At 57.9% G+C, this 20,871-nt stretch carries 16 protein-coding genes; 12 read left to right on the top strand and 4 right to left on the bottom strand.

The genetic code is table 11. From position 1 onward, the window contains the following. Nucleotides 1-23: 23 nt before the first annotated feature. Nucleotides 24-3,305 carry a miniconductance mechanosensitive channel MscM gene (gene mscM, locus AB5Z02_RS00870; RefSeq protein ID WP_368214990.1) on the bottom strand — a complete coding sequence of 1,094 codons (3,282 nt, stop codon included), beginning with the start codon at nucleotides 3,303-3,305 and terminating at the stop codon, nucleotides 24-26. Nucleotides 3,306-3,460: 155 nt separating this feature from the next. Here mscM and AB5Z02_RS00875 point away from each other — a divergent pair, with 155 nt between their 5' ends. Next, on the top strand, nucleotides 3,461-4,798 hold the full coding sequence (locus AB5Z02_RS00875; protein WP_167565058.1) for an MATE family efflux transporter: 1,338 nt from the start codon (nucleotides 3,461-3,463) through the stop codon (nucleotides 4,796-4,798). Nucleotides 4,799-4,886: 88 nt separating this feature from the next. Here the strand turns inward: AB5Z02_RS00875 and AB5Z02_RS00880 are convergent, their stop codons facing one another. Then, nucleotides 4,887-5,708, bottom strand: a complete 822-nt coding sequence (locus AB5Z02_RS00880; RefSeq protein WP_167565059.1) for a peptidoglycan DD-metalloendopeptidase family protein — start codon at nucleotides 5,706-5,708, stop codon at nucleotides 4,887-4,889. Nucleotides 5,709-6,010: 302 nt separating this feature from the next. Between AB5Z02_RS00880 and AB5Z02_RS00885 the strand changes: the two genes are divergently transcribed. Further along, nucleotides 6,011-6,790, top strand: coding sequence for a BPSS1780 family membrane protein (locus AB5Z02_RS00885; protein WP_042054576.1), 780 nt, complete (start codon nucleotides 6,011-6,013; stop codon nucleotides 6,788-6,790). A 66-nt stretch (nucleotides 6,791-6,856) separates the two neighbouring features. On the opposite strand, the gene AB5Z02_RS00890 is transcribed toward AB5Z02_RS00885, so the two are convergent. Next, nucleotides 6,857-7,756 (bottom strand): LysR family transcriptional regulator, encoded by a 900-nt coding sequence (locus AB5Z02_RS00890; protein ID WP_167565060.1) that lies wholly within the window; start codon nucleotides 7,754-7,756, stop codon nucleotides 6,857-6,859. A gap of 126 nt (nucleotides 7,757-7,882) precedes the next feature. Between AB5Z02_RS00890 and AB5Z02_RS00895 the strand changes: the two genes are divergently transcribed. The 4 genes from AB5Z02_RS00895 (at nucleotide 7,883) to oxyR (ending at nucleotide 12,333) form a co-directional block, all read left to right on the top strand. Beyond that, nucleotides 7,883-8,743: a Vmh family MBL fold metallo-hydrolase gene (locus AB5Z02_RS00895; protein WP_005354006.1), complete on the top strand. Its 861-nt coding sequence runs from the start codon at nucleotides 7,883-7,885 to the stop codon at nucleotides 8,741-8,743. Nucleotides 8,744-8,818: 75 nt separating this feature from the next. Beyond that, nucleotides 8,819-9,463 (top strand): DsbA family protein, encoded by a 645-nt coding sequence (locus AB5Z02_RS00900; RefSeq protein ID WP_167565061.1) that lies wholly within the window; start codon nucleotides 8,819-8,821, stop codon nucleotides 9,461-9,463. Between the two features lie 176 nt (nucleotides 9,464-9,639). Continuing rightward, nucleotides 9,640-11,277, top strand: coding sequence for a methyl-accepting chemotaxis protein (locus AB5Z02_RS00905; protein ID WP_167565062.1), 1,638 nt, complete (start codon nucleotides 9,640-9,642; stop codon nucleotides 11,275-11,277). Nucleotides 11,278-11,433: 156 nt separating this feature from the next. Beyond that, a complete protein-coding gene (gene oxyR, locus AB5Z02_RS00910; protein ID WP_005354003.1) occupies nucleotides 11,434-12,333 on the top strand; it encodes a DNA-binding transcriptional regulator OxyR in 900 nt (299 codons plus the stop codon). 49 nt (nucleotides 12,334-12,382) lie between these two features. Here oxyR and AB5Z02_RS00915 read toward each other — a convergent pair whose 3' ends face one another. Then, a complete protein-coding gene (locus tag AB5Z02_RS00915; RefSeq protein ID WP_042054572.1) occupies nucleotides 12,383-14,854 on the bottom strand; it encodes a penicillin-binding protein 1A in 2,472 nt (823 codons plus the stop codon). 300 nt (nucleotides 14,855-15,154) lie between these two features. Here AB5Z02_RS00915 and tapM point away from each other — a divergent pair, with 300 nt between their 5' ends. The 6 genes from tapM (at nucleotide 15,155) to aroK (ending at nucleotide 20,860) form a co-directional block, all read left to right on the top strand. After that, nucleotides 15,155-16,216, top strand: a complete 1,062-nt coding sequence (gene tapM, locus AB5Z02_RS00920; protein ID WP_040066887.1) for a PilM family type IVa pilus assembly protein TapM — start codon at nucleotides 15,155-15,157, stop codon at nucleotides 16,214-16,216. Then, complete coding sequence (gene tapN / locus AB5Z02_RS00925; protein ID WP_005353997.1) at nucleotides 16,204-16,782, top strand: PilN family type IV pilus biogenesis protein TapN; 579 nt, start codon at nucleotides 16,204-16,206, stop codon at nucleotides 16,780-16,782. Before tapM ends, tapN begins: the two co-directional genes overlap by 13 nt. Continuing rightward, on the top strand, nucleotides 16,779-17,378 hold the full coding sequence (gene tapO / locus AB5Z02_RS00930; protein WP_019446350.1) for a PilO family type IV pilus biogenesis protein TapO: 600 nt from the start codon (nucleotides 16,779-16,781) through the stop codon (nucleotides 17,376-17,378). Before tapN ends, tapO begins: the two co-directional genes overlap by 4 nt. Continuing rightward, nucleotides 17,375-17,908 carry a pilus assembly protein PilP gene (locus AB5Z02_RS00935; protein WP_005335020.1) on the top strand — a complete coding sequence of 178 codons (534 nt, stop codon included), beginning with the start codon at nucleotides 17,375-17,377 and terminating at the stop codon, nucleotides 17,906-17,908. The genes tapO and AB5Z02_RS00935 overlap by 4 nt, the downstream gene beginning before the upstream one ends. A 16-nt stretch (nucleotides 17,909-17,924) precedes the next feature. After that, nucleotides 17,925-20,150 carry a type IV pilus secretin PilQ gene (locus AB5Z02_RS00940; RefSeq protein ID WP_368214993.1) on the top strand — a complete coding sequence of 742 codons (2,226 nt, stop codon included), beginning with the start codon at nucleotides 17,925-17,927 and terminating at the stop codon, nucleotides 20,148-20,150. A gap of 191 nt (nucleotides 20,151-20,341) precedes the next feature. After that, a complete protein-coding gene (aroK, locus tag AB5Z02_RS00945) occupies nucleotides 20,342-20,860 on the top strand; it encodes a shikimate kinase AroK (protein ID WP_005335014.1) in 519 nt (172 codons plus the stop codon). The last annotated feature ends 11 nt before the right edge of the window (nucleotides 20,861-20,871 follow it).

A 20,871-nucleotide genomic window follows, 5' to 3' on the forward strand; every position in this document is an offset into this window, starting at 1 on the left:
TTCTGCTCCTTTTACCTCGCGGATCAGCCGCGGCTCAGGTGAATGTCGATCTGTTGATGGGGCAGGGTAAGTCCCTGCTGCTGCATCTTCTCCAGCACCAGCGAATGAACCTCGTGAGTGATGGGCATCCGGTGATCCATGTTGTTGACGTAGAGGCGGATCTCGTAGATCAGTGCCGAGTCGGTGAATTCGATCAGGAAGACCTCTGGCGTTGGCGTCTCCAATACCAGGGCCGATGCCTGGATGGACTCTTCCAGAATGCGCTGCACCAGTTTCGGATCCCGGGTCAGGCCGATCCGGATCCGCAGTTTGACCCGGGTGATGGCATCGGAGAGCGACCAGTTGATGAACTGTTCGGTGATGAAGGCCTTGTTGGGCACGATGATCTCCTTGCGATCCCAATCCACTATGGTGGTGGCCCGGGTCTTGATCTTGGTGACGGTACCGGTGAGATCGCGGATGGTGACGGTGTCACCGAGCCGGATCGGCTTCTCGAACAGGATGATGAGGCCGGAGACAAAGTTGGCGAAGATCTCCTGCAGACCGAAACCCAGCCCCACAGAGAGGGCGGCGACCAGCCACTGGGTCTTCGACCAGTCGATGCCGAGCATGGAGAAGCCGGTGAGGGCACCGATCAGGATCACCAGATACTTGCTGGTGGTCGTGAGGGCAAAGCCGGTACCCGGGGAGAGGCTGAGGTGTTGCAGCAGGGTCAGCTCCATCAGCCCCGGCAGGTTGCGGGCAGTCACCACGGTCAGAATGAAAACGAAGGCGGTCAGCATCAGATCCTGCAAGGTGATGGCCGAGAGCTGCTCGATGCCGCCAATCTTGCTGCTTACCTGCCACACCTCGATATTGCTGAGGAAACTGAAGGCGGAGTTGAGATCCGACCATTGCACCACCACCAGCATGGTGAAGCCCAGCATCAGCAGGGTGCGCACCAGTCCCAGCGACTGGGCGCTGATGGTATCGAGATCCAGCTCAGTCTCTTCCACCACGTCCGGGGTCTCGGAGCTGAGCTCGTCATGCCCCTCTTCCCGGCCGCGCTGGGCCAGGATCTCGGCCCGCTTGCTCTTGGCGCGCTCGAAGGCGAGGCGGCGGCGCTGGATCAGCATCCAGCGTCTGGCCAGATAGTAGACCAGCAGGCAACCCAGCCCCATCAGCAGGCTAAGCTCCAGCTGGCGCAGCAGGGTGCGCGAGGTATAGAAGTAGCCAAACAGGGCGCCAATCACCGCCAGCAGCGGCGCCAGCATCAGGCTGTTCCAGATGAAGTGGTGCAGCAGATGGGGCTTGGTCATATCGGTCTGGCCCCAGGTGAGCGGCAATCGCTCCCGGTTGAGACGGGCAAAGAAGAGCAGCAGCCAGAGTGCACCGATCATGAAGGCCATCCGGCCGAGGGAGTCGTAGAAGGCGTGCTCCTGATAGCTGTTGGCCATCCCCTGCACGAAGAAACTCGGGATCAGCACCAGCAGCAGGGTTCGAAACTGCCCCCACACCTTTTGCACCTGTTCCCGGGGCCAGCGGAAGTGGTGGATCAAAATCCCCCGCTCCAGCGTCAGGTGGCGGGCCATCACCAGTGCCAGCAGCAGAAACCAGATCTCGCCAAGGCCGCGTGCTACCGCCACCGCAAACGGGTATTGCCAGGCCCCTTCGAGCAGGCCGCGCATCATCAGCACCATGGCGGGCAAGGGGAGGGCGGCAAGCAGGGAGCGCAGCAGCAAGCGGCTGGTGAGGCTGAATTTGTCCTGGGTTACCTTGCCGATCCGCGGCGCAATATGGTCGCAATAGAGGCTCAGGTGACGGGCCAGTTTGAACCAGCTCCAGGCCAGCACCAGCAGACCAATACCGGCCAGCGTGAGGCTCAGCGGACTGTTTTCGGCGATGGCGTAGGGCAGTTGCAACCAGTTGTCCGGGTTGAAAGCCAGGGTCAGCGCGGCAGGAATGCCGAGCATCACCTGTGGGGTAAAGGGGCGCACATCCGGCATCCAGAACAGGTGGCTGGCGCTTATTTCGCGGATCTCGTCAATCTTGCTGTTCTGGCGGCTGTAGAGCAGTTTGAGGCGGGTCTGCTCCTGAATGAGGGTGTCTGAGGCGTCGTTGAGCCGGGTCAGCAGCTGGCGCCGGGCCTTGAGCAGGTTGTCGAGCACCGCTTGCTGTGGCCGATCGAGCGTCACCTCCTCTTCGGCCATCAGCTTGTCGCGCAGCTGGCGGGTATCCTTGAGCCCATCCTGCTCGCTCTCGTACTGGTACTTGGCCATGCGGGCGCTGACGATGGCGGACTCCAGCTTGTCGAGGGGGAACTGGGGGGGCAGATCGGAGAGTTTACTGCGCAGGTTCTCGCCGTAGGCATTACTGATCTGCAGCCACTCCAGCTGTTCGCGCACCGAGTTGACCAGCTCATTCAGCTCAAACAGATTTTTGTCGACGCTGCGCTGCTCGTCCTGCACCCGCTCAATCTGATCTTCCAGTGTGCCGAGCTGGATGGAGAGCGCCTGATTCTGCTGTTGCTGCTCCAGCAGCAGCGGCATGTCGGTGGTGAGCTGTTTGCGCAGCCGTTCGCTCTCCTCCAGCGCCTGCTCGGTCTTCTCCCGCCGCAGCTGGTTCTGCTGGGTCAGCAGGCTGGCTTGCCACTCATCCTCGTCGGCGATGGCCAGATTGAGATCCTGCAGTTTCAGCTTGCCGAGATCGTTGCGCTGCTGGGCCGAGAGCTGCTCCAGCTCCAGCATCTGGATCCGGTCGGAGAGGCTCTGCTCCTTCATTCTGGTCAGCAGCAGCTGTGCCTCCTGCTGGCGATCCGATTCGCTGCTGAAGCTCAGTCGCTCCAGCTGGCTGCGGGTCAGTTGCAGCTGTTTGCGCAGATCATCCACCCGCAGGTGATACTCCTGACCGGTGCTCTCCAGCTGGTTGAGGCTGTCCATCACCCCCTGCCGCTCCTTGCGCAGGTTGAGCTGGCGGTTGCTGCTCAAGCCTATGGCCTGGCGCAGCGCCTCCTCCTTGAGGCTCGCCAGCGGCGGGCGAGCGGCGGGCTGATAGTTATGCAGGCTCTCCTTGAGGCGCGCCGACTCCTTGGGGTAATCGATGAGGATCTGCTGATAGGCTTTACTCTGCTCCCGGTAACGCTCGGCCTCTCTGGCAAATTGCAGCGCCTGCTGGTAGCTCTCCCGCAGCTTCTGGTTTTCCGGGGTATCGCTCTTGGGCACGCTCTGCAACAGGGATTCGGCCTGGGCAATGGCATCGTCGGCGCGCACGGCTGGCGGCAACAAGATAAGGGAGAGCAGCAAGAGGGTGAGCAGGCGTTGCAACATGAGGCTCGTTTCCGTTCAGAAGAGGTGGCCCTAGCCTAAAACAGGGCAGGGAGGCGGGTAAAGCAGTCTATATTAATGATTCATAACACAAATAACAGGAAGTCGTGCTGCCGTTTCGCTATGATCCCGGCCGCTTTCTCTCCACCGAGTCGAATATGTCAGCAGTTGATCTGGGCACAGCCCCGCTATCTCGCCTTTTCTGGCGTTACGTAACCCCGACCGTGGCGGCCATGCTGATCACCGGCATCTATGTCACCATCGATGGCATCTTCGTTGGCCATGTGCTGGGTCAGGATGGCATGGCCGGTCTGATGCTGGCTTATCCCATCTGCGCCGTGCTCTATGCGGTTGGGGCGCTGATCGGCATGGGGGCCTCGTCGCTGGTCTCCTTCTATCTGGGGCAGGGCAATCCGGCCAAAGCCCGCTATATCGTCGGCAATGCGCTGGTGATGGTGTTGCTGGCCTCGGCACTGCTCAGTTTTATCGGGAGCCGTTATGGCGAGCCCATGCTGGCCTGGATGGGGGCGGAGGGGGAGATCTTCACCGCCGGGCTCTCCTACCTGCAGGCCTACGCCTGGCTGGGCGTCTTTGCGGTGCTATCGATGGCGTTCAGCTCGCTGCTGCGCAACGATGGCCGCCCCGGATTTGTCACCCTCATCATGGTAGTCGGGGGGCTGCTCAACGTGCTGCTCGACTATCTGCTGATGGTGGTGTTTCCGTTCGGACTGGCCGGGGTGGCGACGGCCACCATGCTCTCCCAGGCAGTGACGGGCCTTGCCTGCCTGTGGCACTTCTTCACACCGCGTAGCCAGCTGCGGATAAGCTGGGACACCTTGCGCCCCGATCTGCGGCTGATGGGCGAGACGGTGCGCCTCGGGATCTCCAGTTTTCTGATGTACCTCTATCTCTCTGTGGTGCTGGCGCTGCACAACAAGGCGTTGCTGGCGGTGGGTACTTCGCTGCATGTGGCGGCCTACGGGGTGATCAGTTACACCGAGGCCTTCTTCTATCTGGTGTTCGAGGGGATCGCCATGGGTATCCAGCCCATCGCCAGCTTCAACGCGGGAGCCGGTCACTGGCGGCGGGTGTTGCGGATCCGCAACCTGGCACTCGGAGTGACGTTGGGGATCGCCCTGTGCGCCATGTTCCCGCTTTATCTGTGGCCGGAGGCGGCGGTCTATCTGTTTGCCGGGGACAACGCTACCTTGCTGCCGGTGGCGAGCCTCGGGATCTGGCTCTACTTCTGGGGGTTGCCGATGGAGGGCTTGCTGCTGGTGGGGGCCACCTACTTCCAGGCCATCAATCGGGCCCGCATCGCCTCCCTGCTCACCGGTGGCAAGCTGGTGCTGATCGGCGGTTTCTTGTGGGGATTCTCGACCCTGTGGGGCGTGCCTGGGGTCTGGCTGGCATTGCCAACGTGCAGCTCGCTGCTGGTGTTGGTGATGTGGCGGGCGATGCGTCGGGAGTCCGGTGCCCACGCGCTGGCCGGATAGGTAATCAGGTTCGACGTGCAGATAGCAGACAGGCAGCCATGGGCTGCCTGTTTTGTTAGAGGATGTTTTGTTAACGGGCTCTGCCGATTCAGGGCTTGAAGGCGCCGATAAAGATAGCGGGATCGACCCGGGTGTCGTTGAGGCTGACATTCCAGTGCATATGGGGGCCGGTAGTGCGGCCGGTCGAACCGACTCGCCCGACGATGCCACCGCGCGGCAGGCTCTGACCGAGCTTCACATCGATCTTTGACATGTGGCAGAACATGCTGATGAGCCCCTGACCGTGGTCGACAAAGACGGTATTGCCATTAAAGAAGTAGTTGCCGATCAGGATCACCTTGCCGGCGGCGGGGGACTTGATCGGGGTGCCGGCGCCCACTGCGAAGTCGAGGCCGGAGTGGGGATTGCGCTCCTCGCCATTGAAGAAGCGACGCAGGCCAAACGGGCTGGAGAGGGGGCCGTTGACCGGCTTGTCGAACATCAGGTTGCTCGGCTGGTTGGGGCTGAAGGTCTGGTAAGCCCGGGTCTGCTCCGCCAGCTCGCGGTTGATACGTGTCATATCCTCGGCGAGCGGATTGACCTGACGGCTGTTCTTGAGCTTGATGTGCTGTTCGCGGTAGTGCTTGGGGGTCACGGTGAAGCCGAGAGTACGGCCATCGCCTGTGGTCAGTTGCTGGGCGCCGGGCGTGCTTTTCAGAGAGATGCCGACGATGGCGATCCACTGGTTGTCTTCGCGCACTACCAGCACGGGTTTGTCGTGATAGCGGGCCGTGGGGGCAGTGGGTGACGTGCCAAGAGGGATCACTGCAACGCCACCCGGCACCGGATGGTTGAGCAGGCGACTGATAAAACCCTCGGCCAGGGCCGACTGGCTGGCCAGTAACAACAACAGACAACACACAACTCTCATGACGATACCACTCGATGTTAAAGCGCCCGGGATGGCGGGATGACAACCCCCTGTCCGGTATTCGTCGATCACTAAAGTGTGATCACGACACGTTGGCCACGACAGGCGCGGCTGGGGAAGGGGGCAGATTGTGCCTCGTTATGGTCGGGGCAGCCAGAGGCGGGGCGTGGCTGACGCCCCTTTTGTGCATCGCTGCGTCAGGTTTTATGTCGTGGTCGGGCCGCTTCGCCATTGAGTCGCCCCCGCCCTGGCTCTAGAATCGGCTTCCGGCACTGATGCCACCGACACTCCGAGGAGACGATATGAACGGATTACCCCCTTTGCGCACCACTCCGGCCCGGTACACGACAGGTCGTGGCTGGCTCTGGGTTCGCAGCGGGTTCGATATCTTCAACAAGGGTATGGGGATCAGCGTGGCCATGGTGTTGGTCTGGTTTATGGTGGGCATGCTGCTGGAGCAACTGCCGGCGGGTGGCCTTATCTCCCAACTGCTCTACATGGTGTGGGGCGCGGGTTGGGTGGCGGTCGCCGCTCGGGGTTATCGGGGGGAGCCGCTGCAGTTTGCCGATCTCTTCGCCGGTTTTCGCCACAAGCTGACCCCGCTGATGCTAGGCGGTCTGCTGGTGTTGCTGCTGTTCAGCCTGGTTGGCCTCGTCTGTCTCGGTCTGCTCTCTATGTGGGGACTGCTCCCGCTGCTGACGCAGGATCCCGAGAGCATGGTGGTCTCTGCCAGCCAGTTGCAACAACTGCTGCTGGTGTTGCTGGTGGGTATGCTGCTTATCATTCCCGTGCTGATGGGGGTCACCTTTGCTCCGGCGCTGATCTACCACCACGATATCGGCATCATCCAGGCGGTACGGCTGAGCTTCTTCGGCTGCTGGCGCAATATTTTTCCCTTCTTCTGGTGGGGGCTGCTCTCAGCCATTTTGTTGCTGTTTGGCGCTGTGCTGTTGCTGGTAGGTCTGCTGGTGGTGATCCCGGCGCTCAACTACTCCATCTATGTGGCTTATCGGGATATTTTCCTGGACGAGAGTGCGCAGCCGGAAGCGCCGCACTCAGAACCATTCGGATTTGAAGCCTGATCAAGGGATCAGAGTGAAGAAGGGGCCCGCAGCGGCCCCTTCGTTATGTTTGGGTGTGCGGAGTGCTTACTCCTGCCAGATGGGATCCGCCGCCATGCGGGCCAGCAGAAAATCGAGGAAGCTGCGCAGTAGCGGCGACATCTGCTTGCGGGTGGCATACACCCCGTATACCCCGAGGCGCTTGGGCTGCCAGTCGGTCAGCAGGGGCACCAGTTCCCCGCGCTCCAGATAGGGTTGTGCCGAGTAGCGGGGCTGCAGGCTGATACCGGCGCCTTCCAGCGTTGCTTCCAGCAGCAGGTTGGAGATATTGGCGCTCAGGTTACCGCTAACCGGCACTGACTCGGGACCGTCCGGTCCATTGAACTCCCACAGGCTCTTGCCGAAGTAGGTGTAGGTGAGGCAGTTGTGCAGCGCCAAATCCTGCACCTTGTGTGGCATCGGATGATGGGCCAGATAGGCCGGGCTGGCACAGACTACCGAGTGGCAGGTGCCGAGACGACGCGCCACCAGATTGGGGTCGAGGTCGTTGGTGATGCGCACCGCCAGATCGATCCGCTCCTCCACCAGATTGACGGTTCTGTCGAGCAGCAGAATGTCGATGGCCGTCCCCGGGTATTGCGCCAGATAGTCGTTGGCAGCCCCGACCAGCAAGGCTTCCGACAGGGAGTAGCTGCTGGTGATCCGCAGTTGCCCCTTGGGGGCGTCATCCCCCTTCACGGCGATCTGCTCCATCTCTTCGCCGAGCGCCAGCATGGCGCGGGCCCGGTTCAGCGCTTCCTCTCCTGGCCCTGTCAGGCTCAGACGACGGGTGGTACGGTGCAGCAGGCGGGCGCCCATCCAGCTCTCCAGCTCGGCCAGATAGCGAGACACCATGGCGCGCGACATATCCAGTTTCTCTCCGGCGCCGCTCAGGCTCCCTTGTTCGACTACGCTGACAAAGACCCGCAAGGCGGTCAGTCGATCCATGTACGGCTCTCTATATGTTCGATATGTGCAACAGTGATGCGCTTTTTATGCTGTATTTGCACCTTAAGTGATCCAATACACTGTGTCCATCAAATGAACCCCCGAATACTTAATGAGGAATAGATGATGAACAACACCCTGATCCGCAACCTGACTCTGGCTACCACCCTGTTGAGTGGCGCCGTACTGGCCGCCCCCCTGAGCGTGACCGTCTACAACCCTGGCGAGAAGGCGATCTTCCCGGTCTCCTCCTCACTGGTGACCGGTGACAAAGAGGCCATCCTGATCGATGCCCAGTTCGACGTGCAAAATGGTCAGGCGCTGGTCGACATGATCAAGAAGAGCGGCAAGAAGCTGACCACTGTCTATATCAGTGCCGGTGACCCCGACTTCTACTTCGGTCTGGAGCCGGTCATGGCGGCGTTCCCGGATGTCAAAGTGCTGGCCGATCAGCACGTGGTTGACCATATCAACCAGACCAAGGATGCCAAGCTGAGCTACTGGAGCCCGATCCTCGGCAAGGGCGCACCGAAGAGCCTGACCGTGCCGCAAGTGATGACCGCCAGCCACCTGACGCTGGATGGCGAGAAGATTGAGATCAAAGAGATGAACACCCCGAATGCCTACCTCTGGGCCCCTTCCATCAAGACTGCTTTTGGTGGTGTACCGGTCTACCACGGGGTGCATGTCTGGATGGCGGACAGCCAGACCAAGGCGGCCCGCAGTAACTGGGTCAAGGCGCTGGACAACCTGCTGGCCCTGAAACCCGAGCGCGTGGTACCGGGCCACTTCCTGGGGACTGCTCCCAAAGGCACTGCTGCTGTGAGCTTTACCCGTGACTATGTAGAGCGTTTCGAACAGGAGCTGGCGAAGGCGAAAAACTCCGGTGAGCTGATTGAGGCTCTGAAGAAGGCCTATCCGGCACTGCCGGTTGACGATGGTCTGGCCATCGGTGCCAAGGTCAATACCGGCGAGATGAAGTGGTAAGCCACTGAGCCTGCTTTCCCTGTGTTTTTTTACCGGGCCTAAGGGCCCGGTTTTTTATCCGAGATTGAAGTGAGAATGAAGATGAGCGAACAACAAACCACCCTCCATTATGTCTATGACCCGCTCTGTGGCTGGTGCTACGGTGCCGCCCCCCTGTTGCAGGCGGCAGCCACCATGGCCGGACTCAAGATCGAGCTGCATGCGGGCGGTCTCTGGCTGGGTAGTCGCCGTCAGCCGATGGGCGAGGCATTGCGTGATTATGTGCGCCCCCATGATCAGCGGATCGAAGCGCTGACCGGCCAGCATTTTGGCGAGCGCTACTTTAACGAACTGCTGCTGCGGGAAGGCTGTCTGCTGGACTCCGAGCCGCCGATCCGTGCGGTTTTGGCCGTCACGGCGTTGGGGGGCGATGGGCTGGTCATGTTGCACCGGATCCAGCAATCCCACTATCGGGACGGGATCTGGATTGGTGAGCCGGCATTTCTCGCCACGCTGGCGGCAGAGCAGGGGATTTCAGCCGAGGCATTCCAGCAAGCTTATCTGCAGGCCCCCTTGCTGCAACATCTGGCAGATAGCCAGGGCTGGATGAAACGGCTGGGCGGTCAGGGTTATCCTACTTTGGGTATAGAGCGGGGGGGAAAACTCGAAAGGATAGAGGTCAACCAGTATCTGGGGGAGCCGGAGTTGCTGATCCCACGACTGTTGCGTGCAATAGAGTAAACCGTTAATAGTCTGCGGTAGTTAAAGTGGCCCTCTCTGCGTGTCGATAGCGATATATGGTGCTTATGCAAACTACAAAAGCACAGCTCTACGGCTATGCTCAATTACAAAAACATGAACACATAGCTCCTATCAAAACCGACATTAAACGATGACACGCAGTTAAGGATGAATCTATGCTCCAGAATATGTCCATAGGCCAGAAGTTGAGTACTGGCTTTGCGGTGCTGGCACTTTGCGTATGCCTGCTTGCCGGGTATGGCGTCTCACGACTGTCGTATCTCAATCAACAAAACACTGTATTGGCAGAGAACCTTATCCCTTCTGTTCGCTATGCAAGTCAGATGCATATTGCACTGCTTGATGCTCGGCGTTTCCAATTATCTATGGTGATCGCGATGGGCTACAACGACAGTGCGGATATTGAACGAACTCAACAAGGTGTGATGGATTCAAAGGCACGTTTTGAGCAGGCTGCGGCTAATTACGGCGGATTGGCTTTTAATGCTGCGGATGAAGAGCAAACCTTTAACGCGTTGAAGACTGCCGGAAATGCCTTTTTTACAGCGCATGACCCGCTATATCAGGCGGTGAAACAGAGTAGTGACAAGACAAGAGATATTTTGCAAGGGAATCTCAGAACCACGCTGGAGCAGGCAACAAAATTAACGATGGATTTGCGTGAGATAAATGAGCGTATTGGCAAGGAGATGGATGCCCAAGGTGAAGAGGCATACACCAGCTCCAAATTCCTCAGTATCTTGACTGGCGCAGCGACTCTCATTTTCGTGGTGTTGATTGCATGGTATTTGAGTCAGCAAATCAAACGACCCGTTAATCGCTTGCTGGAACTTGTTGGTAGCGTCGCGGCTGGTGATTTGACTCATCGTGTGGAGTTGAATGCGTTTAATCAGGATGAATTAGGACAACTGGCGAAAGGCTTTGCGCAGATGCAAGAAAACTTGCGCAAACTGGTTGGGGAGGTATCCGGTTCTGTTGTACAGATGAGCTCTGCGGTAGAAGAGATCAGTGCCGTAGCAAGGCAGTCAGCCAACAACATGAATGCTCAGCAACATGAGTTGAATCAGCTGGCAACGGCGATGAACGAGATGCAGGCTACGGTGCAGGAGGTATCGCGCAACACCAGCGATGCGGCCAGTGCTGCCACCTCGGCCAGTGAGACGGCCGAACTTGGTGCGCAAACGGTGAATGACTCCATTCTGCGCATCGAACGGGTCGCCGGTGCTATCGAGAGCACTGCGGTAGTGATCCGCCAACTGGGCGATGACAGCCGCAATATCGGCATGGTGCTGGAGGTGATCCGCGGCATTGCCGAACAGACCAACCTGCTGGCATTGAACGCCGCCATTGAAGCGGCCCGTGCCGGTGAGCAGGGACGGGGGTTTGCGGTGGTGGCCGATGAGGTGCGTACTCTGGCCAAGCGCACTCAGGACTCCACCTCCCAGATCAACACCATCATTGCCGAGTTGCAGCAGCGTGCCGAACAGGCGGGCAGTACCATGCAACAGAGTCAGGAGCTGATGAACACCACGGTTGCTACCGCGCGGGAAGCGGGCGAGTCCATCTCCCAGATCAGTGGCTCGGTCAGCAGCATCTCCCACATGAACATCCAGATTGCGACAGCCACCGAAGAGCAGGGCGCGGTGAGCGAGGAGCTCAACCGTAACGTGGTCAATATCAGCCATGCTTCCGAAGAGGTGGCCGCTGGTGCCACCCAGATGGCTCAGGCGTGCAACGAGCTGAACCATTTGGCTACCCAGTTGCAGGATATGGTGCGCCGTTTCAGGGTGTAATCCCTCGGCGAGCCAAACAGCCCGATTACCGCAAGGTGATCGGGCTTTTCTGTTTTGGAGGGGTAGCCAGAGAGGCTCACTGCAAGTGGATGACTTGTCCCGCCGGACGATATTGTGCATGCTGATGGCCCATTTTCCAGGCAGGACTCTTGCTGTATGAATCTTCGCGATCTCGAATATCTGGTGGCGCTGGATGAGGAAAAACATTTTCGCAAAGCCGCTGAACGCTGCTTTGTCAGTCAACCCACCCTGAGCGGCCAGCTGCGCAAGCTGGAGGATGAACTCGGGGTCATTCTGATCGAACGTACCTCGCGCAAGGTGCTGTTTACTCCGGCTGGCGATGCCATGGCCCATCAGGCGCGTCGGGTGCTCAAGGAGGTGCGCGAGCTCAAGAGCATCGGCCAGCACTTCTCCGAACCGATGTCCGGGGAGATCCATATCGGTTTTATTCCGACCGTGGGCCCCTACCTGTTGCCTCGCATTATCCAGACCCTGCGTGAGCGTTTTCCCCAGCTGGAGTTTTACCTCTATGAGGAGCAGACTCAAACCTTGCTCAAGCGGTTGGAAGAGGGGGAGCTGGATTGCGTCATTCTGGCCGAGATGCCTGGGATGGAAGGGTTTGGTTCAATCCAGCTCTATCATGAGCCGATGTGGTTGGCGGTGCCTTGCCATCACCCCGAAGCACAGGCCAGGCAGGTACCGCTTGGCAATCTCAAGGGCAAGAAATTGCTGATGCTGGCTGATGGCCACTGTTTGCGGGATCAGGCGATGGGATTCTGTTTCGCTGGCGGGATAGGTGAGGATCAACGCTTCAAGGGGACCAGTCTCGAGACGCTGCGCAACATGGTGGCCGCCGGTAGTGGTATGACTCTGGTGCCAAAGTTGGCCGTACCTGCCGATCATGATGAGGGAGGGGTGAGCTATCGACCAGTGGTTGACCCTGTGCCGGGGCGTACCATCTCGCTGCTCTATCGCCACTACTCGGTGCGTCGCCCCTGCTTCAATGAGTTGGCCGCCTCGATCGCCACGCTGATGAGCAAGCAGTTGGCCCAATAAAAAAACCGGCAGCCAAGGCTGCCGATTTTGCTTCTGCCGCGATAACGACTTAGAAGATATCGTCGGTAGATACAGGCCCTTCTACATCGGGGTTGTCACCGCCGTAGACCTGATTGCCATCCGAGCTCGGTGCTGCGTAGCGGGTCGGCTCGGTACCTTCCTTGAAGTATTCGTCGGTGCCGCCACTGGTTGCCAGCAGGCCGGTTTCGCTATCAATCTTCACCGTCATGATCCCCTCGGGAACCGGCATCTTGTGCTCAGGCAGCTTTTTGAGGGCGACTTTCATGAAGTCGATCCAGATAGGCTGCGCGGCGCCACCACCAAACTCGGCACGGCCAAGACCACGCTGGTGGTTGTCAAAACCGATCCAGGAGGTAGCAACGATGTCCGGGGTGTAGCCGGAGAACCAGGCATCCCGCGATTCGTTGGTGGTACCGGTTTTACCGGAGATGTCGTGACGTTTCAGGTCGCGGGCTGCACGCCAGCCGGTACCACGCCAGCCGTTGCCACCCCAGATGGCTGTACTCAGAGTGTCGGTGATCAGGAATGCGCTCTGGGCACTGATGGTATGCGGGGCGATGGTTGGCGCGAGAGGGGTCTGCGTACCATCTTGTGCGGCACCATCAACAGTTGGCTCTGGCAGTGTGCTCTGCTCGGGCGCGGCCTGCTGTTCGCAGGTGGTGCAAGCAATAGCAGGATTGGCCTGATAGAGGGTGTTCTCCAGACTGTCGGTCACTTTGTCGATGAAGTATGGGGTCACCAGGAAGCCACCGTTGGCCAGAACCGAGTAACCACGCACTACCTCGAGGGGGGTGAATTCAGCAGCTCCCAGTGCCAGCGACTCATGGGGAGAAATGAAGTCGCGAGGGAAACCAAAGCGGGTCAGACCGTCGATATAGGTATCCAGACCGATGGCGCGCATCAGTCGAACCGACATCACGTTCTTGGATTTGGCCAGTCCCAGACGCAGCGGGGTGGGGCCATCATAAACGGCCGGGGAGTTCTTGGGCTGCCACATGGGCCCTTTTGACGGATCCCACTGGTTGATCGGCGCATCGTTGATGAGCGATGCCAGGGTATAGCCATGCTCCAGCGCGGTCGCATAGAGGAAAGGCTTGATATTGGAACCGATCTGGCGACGCGCCTGATCGACCCGGTTGAATTTGGAGAGTTCGAAGCTGAAACCACCGACCAGTGCTTCCAGCGCCCCATTTTTCGGGTTCATGGCAACCAGCGCGGCGTTGACGTCCGGGATTTGGGCCAGCAGCAACTCTTCGCCCTCTTCCCGCACCCAGATCTGGGCGCCGACTTTCAGCACATCGCGCGCCGATTTCGGGGCATAGCTCTGGCGGTCGTCGGTAATAAAGGAGCGGGCCCATTTAATACCGTTCCAGCCGAGCTCTGCTTCCTTGCCATTCTTCAGTACCAGCGTGGCGCTGCGATCACCGAGCTTGGTCACGACCGCCGCCATCAGCGGATCGTAAGTGGGTTGTTTGCCAAGGTGAGCGACGATCTGCTCGTAATCCCAGGCTGTCTCGCCAGCCTTCCACAGCTGAGCCGTCGGGCCGCGATAGCCGTGGCGCATGTCATAGGCAAAAACGCCATCCAGCAGTGCCTGTCTTGCCGCCCGCTGACGTTCGGCAGAGACGGTCGTGTAGACGTGCAGGCCCATGGTGTAGGCATCTTCACCGAACTGCTCGACCATCTTCTGGCGCACCATTTCACCGAGATAGGGGGCGTGCAGGGTCACTTCGGCGCCGTGAAAACGGGCCTTGATCGGCATCTTGGACGCTTCGTCAAACTGGGCCTGGGTTATCTTGCCAGTTTCCAGCATCCGGCCCAGCACCACGTTGCGGCGAGCAAAGGCGCGCTCGGGGGAGCGGATGGGGTTGAGCATGGACGGGGCTTTCGGCAGACCTGCAATGATGGCGATCTCGTCCAGTCCCAGATCCTTGACCTCTTTACCAAAGTAAACCTGTGCCGCAGCACCGATCCCGAAGGAGCGATAACCGAGGGGGATCTTGTTGAGGTAGAGTTCGAGGATCTCGTCTTTTGAGAGATTCTGCTCGATCCGCCAGGCCAGGAAGACCTCCTTGATCTTGCGGATGATGGTCTTCTCATTGCTCAGGAAGAAGTTACGGGCAACCTGCTGGGTGATGGTACTGGCACCCTGACGGGCATGGCCGGAAACAGCCCAGACGGATGCAGCTCGAATGATACCAATCGGGTCAATACCCGGGTGCTCATAGAAACGTGCATCTTCGGTCGCCAGTACGGCATCGATCATGGGTTGCGGAATTTCGTCCAGACGCAGCGGAATGCGACGAATTTCGCCATATTGGGCGATCAACTCCCCATCCCGGCTGTAAACCCGCATCGGGGTTGCCAGCTTGACGTCACGCAGTGCGGTGACATCGGGCAGTTGGGGTTTGATATAGAAGTAGATACCGATGAGGCTGGCAACACCCAGCACAGCACCCAGCATCATGACAATAAACAGGCGAACGAGCCATTTCAGCATGGAAGAACTACCAATCGTCTTAAAATTAGCCAACGGGCGCAGAGTATAGCCCTTTTGCCATCGGGAATTCGAGGTTTTCCTGTGGCGAGCCACCCACCTCAAAAGGATGCGAGAGGTTAGCACTACAGGGAGCAATAACCAAGGAGGGCCACTTGCCATGAAGAAAGCGAGATGGGTCACTTTTCGGCATAAACTTTATGACATTGATAGTTAGAGCATTTAGGATGAGTGAAGCACTCCTCTGATCGGGTGTCCTACACTCTGTTCAGGAATAAAACCAAATAACGCATGGATGTGTATATGTTTGGGCTTTTTAACAAGGGATCCCTCCTCCCTCTGGTGGGCATTGATTTTGGCAGCCAGACCATCAAGGCCGTTACCCTCAGTGGCCGACCTGGCAAGCTTCATCTCGAGTCGGTCGCCGATATTGCCACCCCGAAAGGGACGCTGGTTGACTATCAATTGCAGGATATCGAGCGTGTCAGCCAATCTCTCAAGACCCTCAAGCGTCTTATTCCAACTCACAGCGACTATGCCGCCACTGCGGTGACCGGCTCCAACGTGATAACCAAGGTGATCCAGATTGATGCCCGCCTCAGCGACAAGGAGCTGGAGAGTCAGGTGCAGTTGGAGGCCGAGCAGATCATTCCCTTCCCCCTCGATGAAGTGAGTCTTGATTTTGAGGTGCTGAGCACCAACAACAGTGAAGATCGTCAGGATGTGCTGCTGAGCGCAGCCCGCACCGAGAGTGTCAACGGCCGGGTCAGCGCCCTTGCTGAAGCCGGTATTGCCGTCAAGGTGGTGGATGTGGGTGCCCATGCGCTGGGCCGTGCTGTGGTGGCCTGTCTGCCCGAATTGCAGGAGAGTGAACGGCCGATCGGGGTGATAGACATCGGTGCCAGTGCCATGACCTTTGCGGCGCTGGTCAAGGGAGAGGTGATCTACTCCCGCTTGCAAAACTTCGGCGGCGATCAGTACAGCCAGGCGCTCTCCTCCTTTTATGGCATGACGCTGGATGAGGCTGAGCAGGCTAAAACCAAAGGAACCTTGCCTGTTGACCATGAGCTGGATGTGCTGATGCCCCACATCAACTCGTTGCTGCAGCAAGTGCGGCGCAATATCCAGCTCTTTTGCAGTTCATCCGGTTATCGCGACATCGCAAAACTGGTGCTGACGGGGGGAGGCAGTCTGCTACCCGGTTTGTTGGTACAGGTAAAAGAAGAGGTCAATTGCGAGGTGTTGCACCCGGATCTGTTCGCCCTGTTTGGCAAACCGAAAGGGGAGGCCGAGCTGGTACATGGTGCTAAATATATGACGGCATTCGGGTTGGCTCTGAGGAGTTTCACACCATGTCAAATATAAACCTTCTACCCTGGCGTGAAGCCCGGGCCCAGCGCCAAAAGAAACAGTTCGGGGCCTTGCTGGGGATTTTTGTGCTGGCCACGGTCGCGTTGGGATTTTTTGCCAACTGGCTGGTTGATCGCCAGATCGTCGCCCAGCAGCAGCGCAACCAGAGGCTGGTTCAGGAGATGACTATTCTGGATGCCCAGCTGGGGGAGATCCGTCTGCTCAAAGAGCGTCGCAAGGAACTGATCGATCGGATGCAGCTCATCGAGCAGTTGCAGATGCGCCGCAATGTGCCCGTCCGCCTCTTCAATCAGCTGCCTTCATTGGTGCCCAACGGGGTTTACCTCAACACCCTCTCGATGCAGAACAATATTATTGATGTAAATGGCAAGACCGAAGCCTATGGTCGGGTGGCCAGCATGATGCGGCGGATTGATGGTTCCGGCTGGCTGGGTCAGGCAAAGATAAGCACTATTTTTGCGGCTGATGTTGCGCCAGTGTCATTGAGCCAGTTTTCCATGATGTTCCTGATCGCCAACAATGCTGCGGCTGCAGGGAATGTGGCCAAGGAGCAACAATGAACCTTCAGCAACTCAACGAGTTGGATATCAATGACATAGCAAGCTGGCCAAAATGGGCAAAAGGGGTCTTCATCTTTTTCTGCTGCGTGTTGACCGGCGGCGCCATCTACTACTACGTGATTGCCAACTCACTGACCAGTTTGACTCAGGAAGCGGGGAAAGAGACCGAACTGAAAGCCCAGTTTGAAAGCAAGGCGATGCTGGCTGCCAACCTGGGGGCATACAAGGCACAAATGGTTCAGCTTGAGCAACTGGTCGATACCCAGCTCAAGCAGTTGCCCAATACCCATGAGGTCGCCGGTCTGCTGGACGATATCAGCTTTATTGCTACCGACAACGGCTTGAAATTGAACCGGATCAACTGGGAGCCAGAGGTAAAGCACGAGTTTTCAACCGAGCTACCAATGCGTATCGAGGTAGTGGGCACTTACCATGAAATTGGCAAGTTCACCGCTGACATGGCCGCCTTGCCCCGTATCGTCATCCTTGACTCCTTCACTCTGGGTCAGAGCAAGGATGAAGGGGAGCTGATTTCGATGTCGATGTTGGCCAAGACCTACAAGTACAACGGTAAAACAGTGGAGCCGAAACAATGAGACGCATCTGCTGGTTGTTACCTGCCCTCTTACTGGCGGCCTGTGGTGGTCAGGAGGACATGGATAGCTATGTCGCCCAGACCAAAGCAAGGCCACCCATACCTATCGAGCCCTTGCCCGAGCTGAAGCCTTTTGCCCCTATGCACTACCAGCAACGCGAGTTGCGCAGCCCCTTCATGGTTCCCCAGCCTGAGGCGACGGTCGGAAGTACAAGCACTGCCAAGGCCCAGCCGGATTGTGCTCAGACCCTGATGGATCGTGAGAAAGAGGTGCTGGAAAATTATTCGCTGGCCAGTCTGTCGATGCATGGTTCTTTGGGTAAGGCAGGCCAGTTGTGGGCCTTGATCAGCACCCCGGATGGCAAATCGATGCGCGTCGGACTCAACCAGTATATGGGGCTTGATCAGGGCCGGGTCATCAAGATCACTGACACTGCCGTGGATTTGCTGGAAACCATTCCGGACGGGAAGGGGTGCTGGGTAACAAGAGAAACCCAGTTGGCGATGGCCAATGTGCAAGAAAAACAATAATCAGGGACGAACAGCAATGAGAACAACAATAGAGAGTGTATCCAAAGTGGCTTTGCTGTTTTGCGCCAGCGCCCTCAGTCAGGCGTGGGCAGTGGCAACCCTGCAGGAGATCAAGGTCAATCCGCTGCTTGCCGATCAATTGCTGGTGGAGCTCAGTTTCAGTGAGCCGGTCACGGGCTTTACCGATCGTCTCTCTTACCAGCCCAATCAGTTGTTATTGCATGTTCCCGGTGCGGTAGGGGCGCTGAAAGTGAACCCGCTGCCGATCCAGCGCCTGGGGGTAGATAATATCAAGGTTGAGGGTAAGGGCGCAGGTCTGGATATCAAGATCGCACTCGATCAGCTGGCCCCCTATCAGGTGCAGCAACAGGGGAACAAATTGCTGGTGTCATTGGGCGAGGGGGCCTCTTCCGGGCTCATCAATGGTGAGAGCGCCCTGATTGCACCCGCAACCTCGGCTACTCCTGTGCCAGCGCCCTCTGCGATGGTGGCCACACCCTCTCCTTCGGCGCTGCTCAATCCTCAGGTCGTCGCCCGGTCTATGCCTGTTGCGCCCGTGACTACGCCGATAGCCACACAGCCTGCCAGCAAGCCGGTGCTCAACAACTATCAAAGCAGTGGGGGCGGCGCCTATTTCAACACGGTTACCGATGTGGATTTTCGTCGTGGTAAAGATGGCCAGGGGGAGTTTCTGGTCACGCTGGATAACAGCTCCGCCGCCGTTGATGTGAGCAGCCGCGGCCAGACCGTACTGGCCAAGTTTCATGGCACTCGGGTACCGGATGGCTTGCTTAATCTGATCAACGTGCAGGATTTTGCAACGCCGGTCTCTCAGGTTGAAGTCTCCCGGCAGGGCAGTGATACCCTGTTTGAATTGTCGATCAATGGTCAGTTTGATTACCGTTACGATCAGGCAGACAAGCTCTTCATTATCGAGGTGAAAAAGCGGACGACGGCCACGGCATCCAAGCAGTATCAGGGCAAGCCTATTTCATTGAACTTCCAGGATATTCCAGTCCGTACCGTATTGCAGCTGATCGCTGATTTCAACAATCTCAACCTGGTAACAACAGATTCGGTCGCAGGCAATATTACCCTGCGTCTGGACGGGGTGCCGTGGGAGCAGGCGCTCGACATTATTTTGAAGGTGCGGGGTCTGGATAAACGACTGGACAACAACATTCTGCTGGTGGCACCGGCGGAAGAGATCGCAACGCGCGAGAAGCAGCAACTTGAGAGCCGCAATCAGGTCGCTGATTTGGCGCAGCTCTATACCGAATATCTGCAGATAAACTATGCCAAGGCCTCGGAAGTGGCTGCCCTGCTCTCTTCCGAAAGTACCAAGTTGCTGTCACCCCGTGGTGCGGTGAGTGTGGATGAACGGACCAACGTGCTGGTGGTCAAGGATACCGCCGATGTCATCAGCAGCATCAAACGGATGCTCGATATTCTCGATATTCCGGTCAAGCAGGTGGTTATCGAGGCGCGGATGGTGACCATTGATGACGGCTTTGATGAAGCGCTCGGGGTGCGGTGGGGAGTGACCAAAAACGATGGTCATGGCAACAGTACGTCCGGCTCCATCGAGGGGAATGATGGCTCTGGTAACAACAATGGTGGCTCGACAATTACCAGACCGACAGCAGATGATCGGTTGAACGTCAACCTGCCGGTGACCAATGCGGCCGGTACTTTGGCCTTCCAGGTTGCCCGTTTGGCTGATGGCACCTTGCTGGATCTCGAGTTGTCGGCGTTGGAAAAAGAGAGCAAGGCCGAGATTATCGCCAGTCCGCGGGTGACCACTGCGAACCAGAAACCGGCGCTGATCGAGCAGGGTACCGAGATCCCCTATGTGGAGTCCTCTTCCAGTGGAGCTACCTCGGTTACCTTCAAGAAGGCGGTATTGAGCCTGAAGGTGACCCCGCAGATCACCCCTGACAATCGGGTGATTCTCGACCTGACCGTGACCCAGGATACCAAGGGTGAAACGGTACCGACCGGTACCGGTGATGCTGTTTCCATCAACGCCCAGTCCATCACCACTCAGGTGCTGGTGAACAATGGCGAGACGCTGGTGCTGGGCGGCATCTATCAGCAGACCATCAAGAGCGATGTGACCAAGGTGCCGCTGCTGGGTGACATTCCCGGATTGGGGGCCTTGTTCCGCAAGACCACCAGCGAGAACAAAAAGCGGGAATTGCTGATTTTCGTGACGCCCAAGATAGTCACCGACGCCTTCTGAATGCTTTACATGTGAGGGTAAAACACATATAACCTTACGCCCCAATGAGGCTGGGGCGTAAGGGCTGCGGTTGCCAGTCCCGATATCTATTGAGATAATCCCCCTCCTGATCCATCGCAAGATAAGGTTCATAGGTACCCCGATCCAGTATTCATCGGGGTCGTACAGTTTGTAATTACTAACGAAAAGACATGGCTGAGAAACGCAATATTTTCCTGATAGGTCCCATGGGTGCGGGCAAGAGCACCATAGGTAGACATCTGGCAGAACAACTGCATATGGAGTTTTTCGACTCAGATCATGAGATTGAGCGCCGCAGTGGTGCTGATATCGGCTGGGTGTTCGATGTTGAAGGCGAAGAAGGTTTCCGGATTCGCGAAGAGAAGGTGATCGGCGAATTGTCAGAGCAGCAGGGTATCGTGCTGGCGACGGGTGGCGGTGCCATCAAGAGTCGCGAAACCCGCAACAAGTTGTCTGCTCGCGGCATCGTGGTCTACCTCGAAACCACTATCGAAAAGCAGCTGGCGCGCACACAGCGAGACAAACGCCGCCCTCTGCTACAGACCGAAGAACCGGCACGCGAAGTGCTGGAACGTCTGGCACAAGAGCGCAATGCCCTGTATGAAGAGGTTGCCGACTTTGTTGTGCACACCGATGACCAGAGCGCAAAAATCGTTGCCAATCAAATTGTAAAGCTGATCGGTATGTAATCTAGAGGACG

The organism is Aeromonas sp. R2-3, from assembly GCF_040908375.1.
Classification (GTDB): Bacteria; Pseudomonadota; Gammaproteobacteria; order Enterobacterales; family Aeromonadaceae; genus Aeromonas; species Aeromonas veronii.

Coding starts and splice junctions, on each gene's coding strand:
- mscM (WP_368214990.1), bottom strand. CDS start 3,305: ATGTTGCAACGCCTGCTCACCCTCTTGCTGCTCTCCCTTATCTTGTTG.
- AB5Z02_RS00875 (WP_167565058.1), top strand. CDS start 3,461: ATGTCAGCAGTTGATCTGGGCACAGCCCCGCTATCTCGCCTTTTCTGG.
- AB5Z02_RS00880 (WP_167565059.1), bottom strand. CDS start 5,708: ATGAGAGTTGTGTGTTGTCTGTTGTTGTTACTGGCCAGCCAGTCGGCC.
- AB5Z02_RS00885 (WP_042054576.1), top strand. CDS start 6,011: ATGAACGGATTACCCCCTTTGCGCACCACTCCGGCCCGGTACACGACA.
- AB5Z02_RS00890 (WP_167565060.1), bottom strand. CDS start 7,756: ATGGATCGACTGACCGCCTTGCGGGTCTTTGTCAGCGTAGTCGAACAA.
- AB5Z02_RS00895 (WP_005354006.1), top strand. CDS start 7,883: ATGAACAACACCCTGATCCGCAACCTGACTCTGGCTACCACCCTGTTG.
- AB5Z02_RS00900 (WP_167565061.1), top strand. CDS start 8,819: ATGAAGATGAGCGAACAACAAACCACCCTCCATTATGTCTATGACCCG.
- AB5Z02_RS00905 (WP_167565062.1), top strand. CDS start 9,640: ATGCTCCAGAATATGTCCATAGGCCAGAAGTTGAGTACTGGCTTTGCG.
- oxyR (WP_005354003.1), top strand. CDS start 11,434: ATGAATCTTCGCGATCTCGAATATCTGGTGGCGCTGGATGAGGAAAAA.
- AB5Z02_RS00915 (WP_042054572.1), bottom strand. CDS start 14,854: ATGCTGAAATGGCTCGTTCGCCTGTTTATTGTCATGATGCTGGGTGCT.
- tapM (WP_040066887.1), top strand. CDS start 15,155: ATGTTTGGGCTTTTTAACAAGGGATCCCTCCTCCCTCTGGTGGGCATT.
- tapN (WP_005353997.1), top strand. CDS start 16,204: ATGTCAAATATAAACCTTCTACCCTGGCGTGAAGCCCGGGCCCAGCGC.
- tapO (WP_019446350.1), top strand. CDS start 16,779: ATGAACCTTCAGCAACTCAACGAGTTGGATATCAATGACATAGCAAGC.
- AB5Z02_RS00935 (WP_005335020.1), top strand. CDS start 17,375: ATGAGACGCATCTGCTGGTTGTTACCTGCCCTCTTACTGGCGGCCTGT.
- AB5Z02_RS00940 (WP_368214993.1), top strand. CDS start 17,925: ATGAGAACAACAATAGAGAGTGTATCCAAAGTGGCTTTGCTGTTTTGC.
- aroK (WP_005335014.1), top strand. CDS start 20,342: ATGGCTGAGAAACGCAATATTTTCCTGATAGGTCCCATGGGTGCGGGC.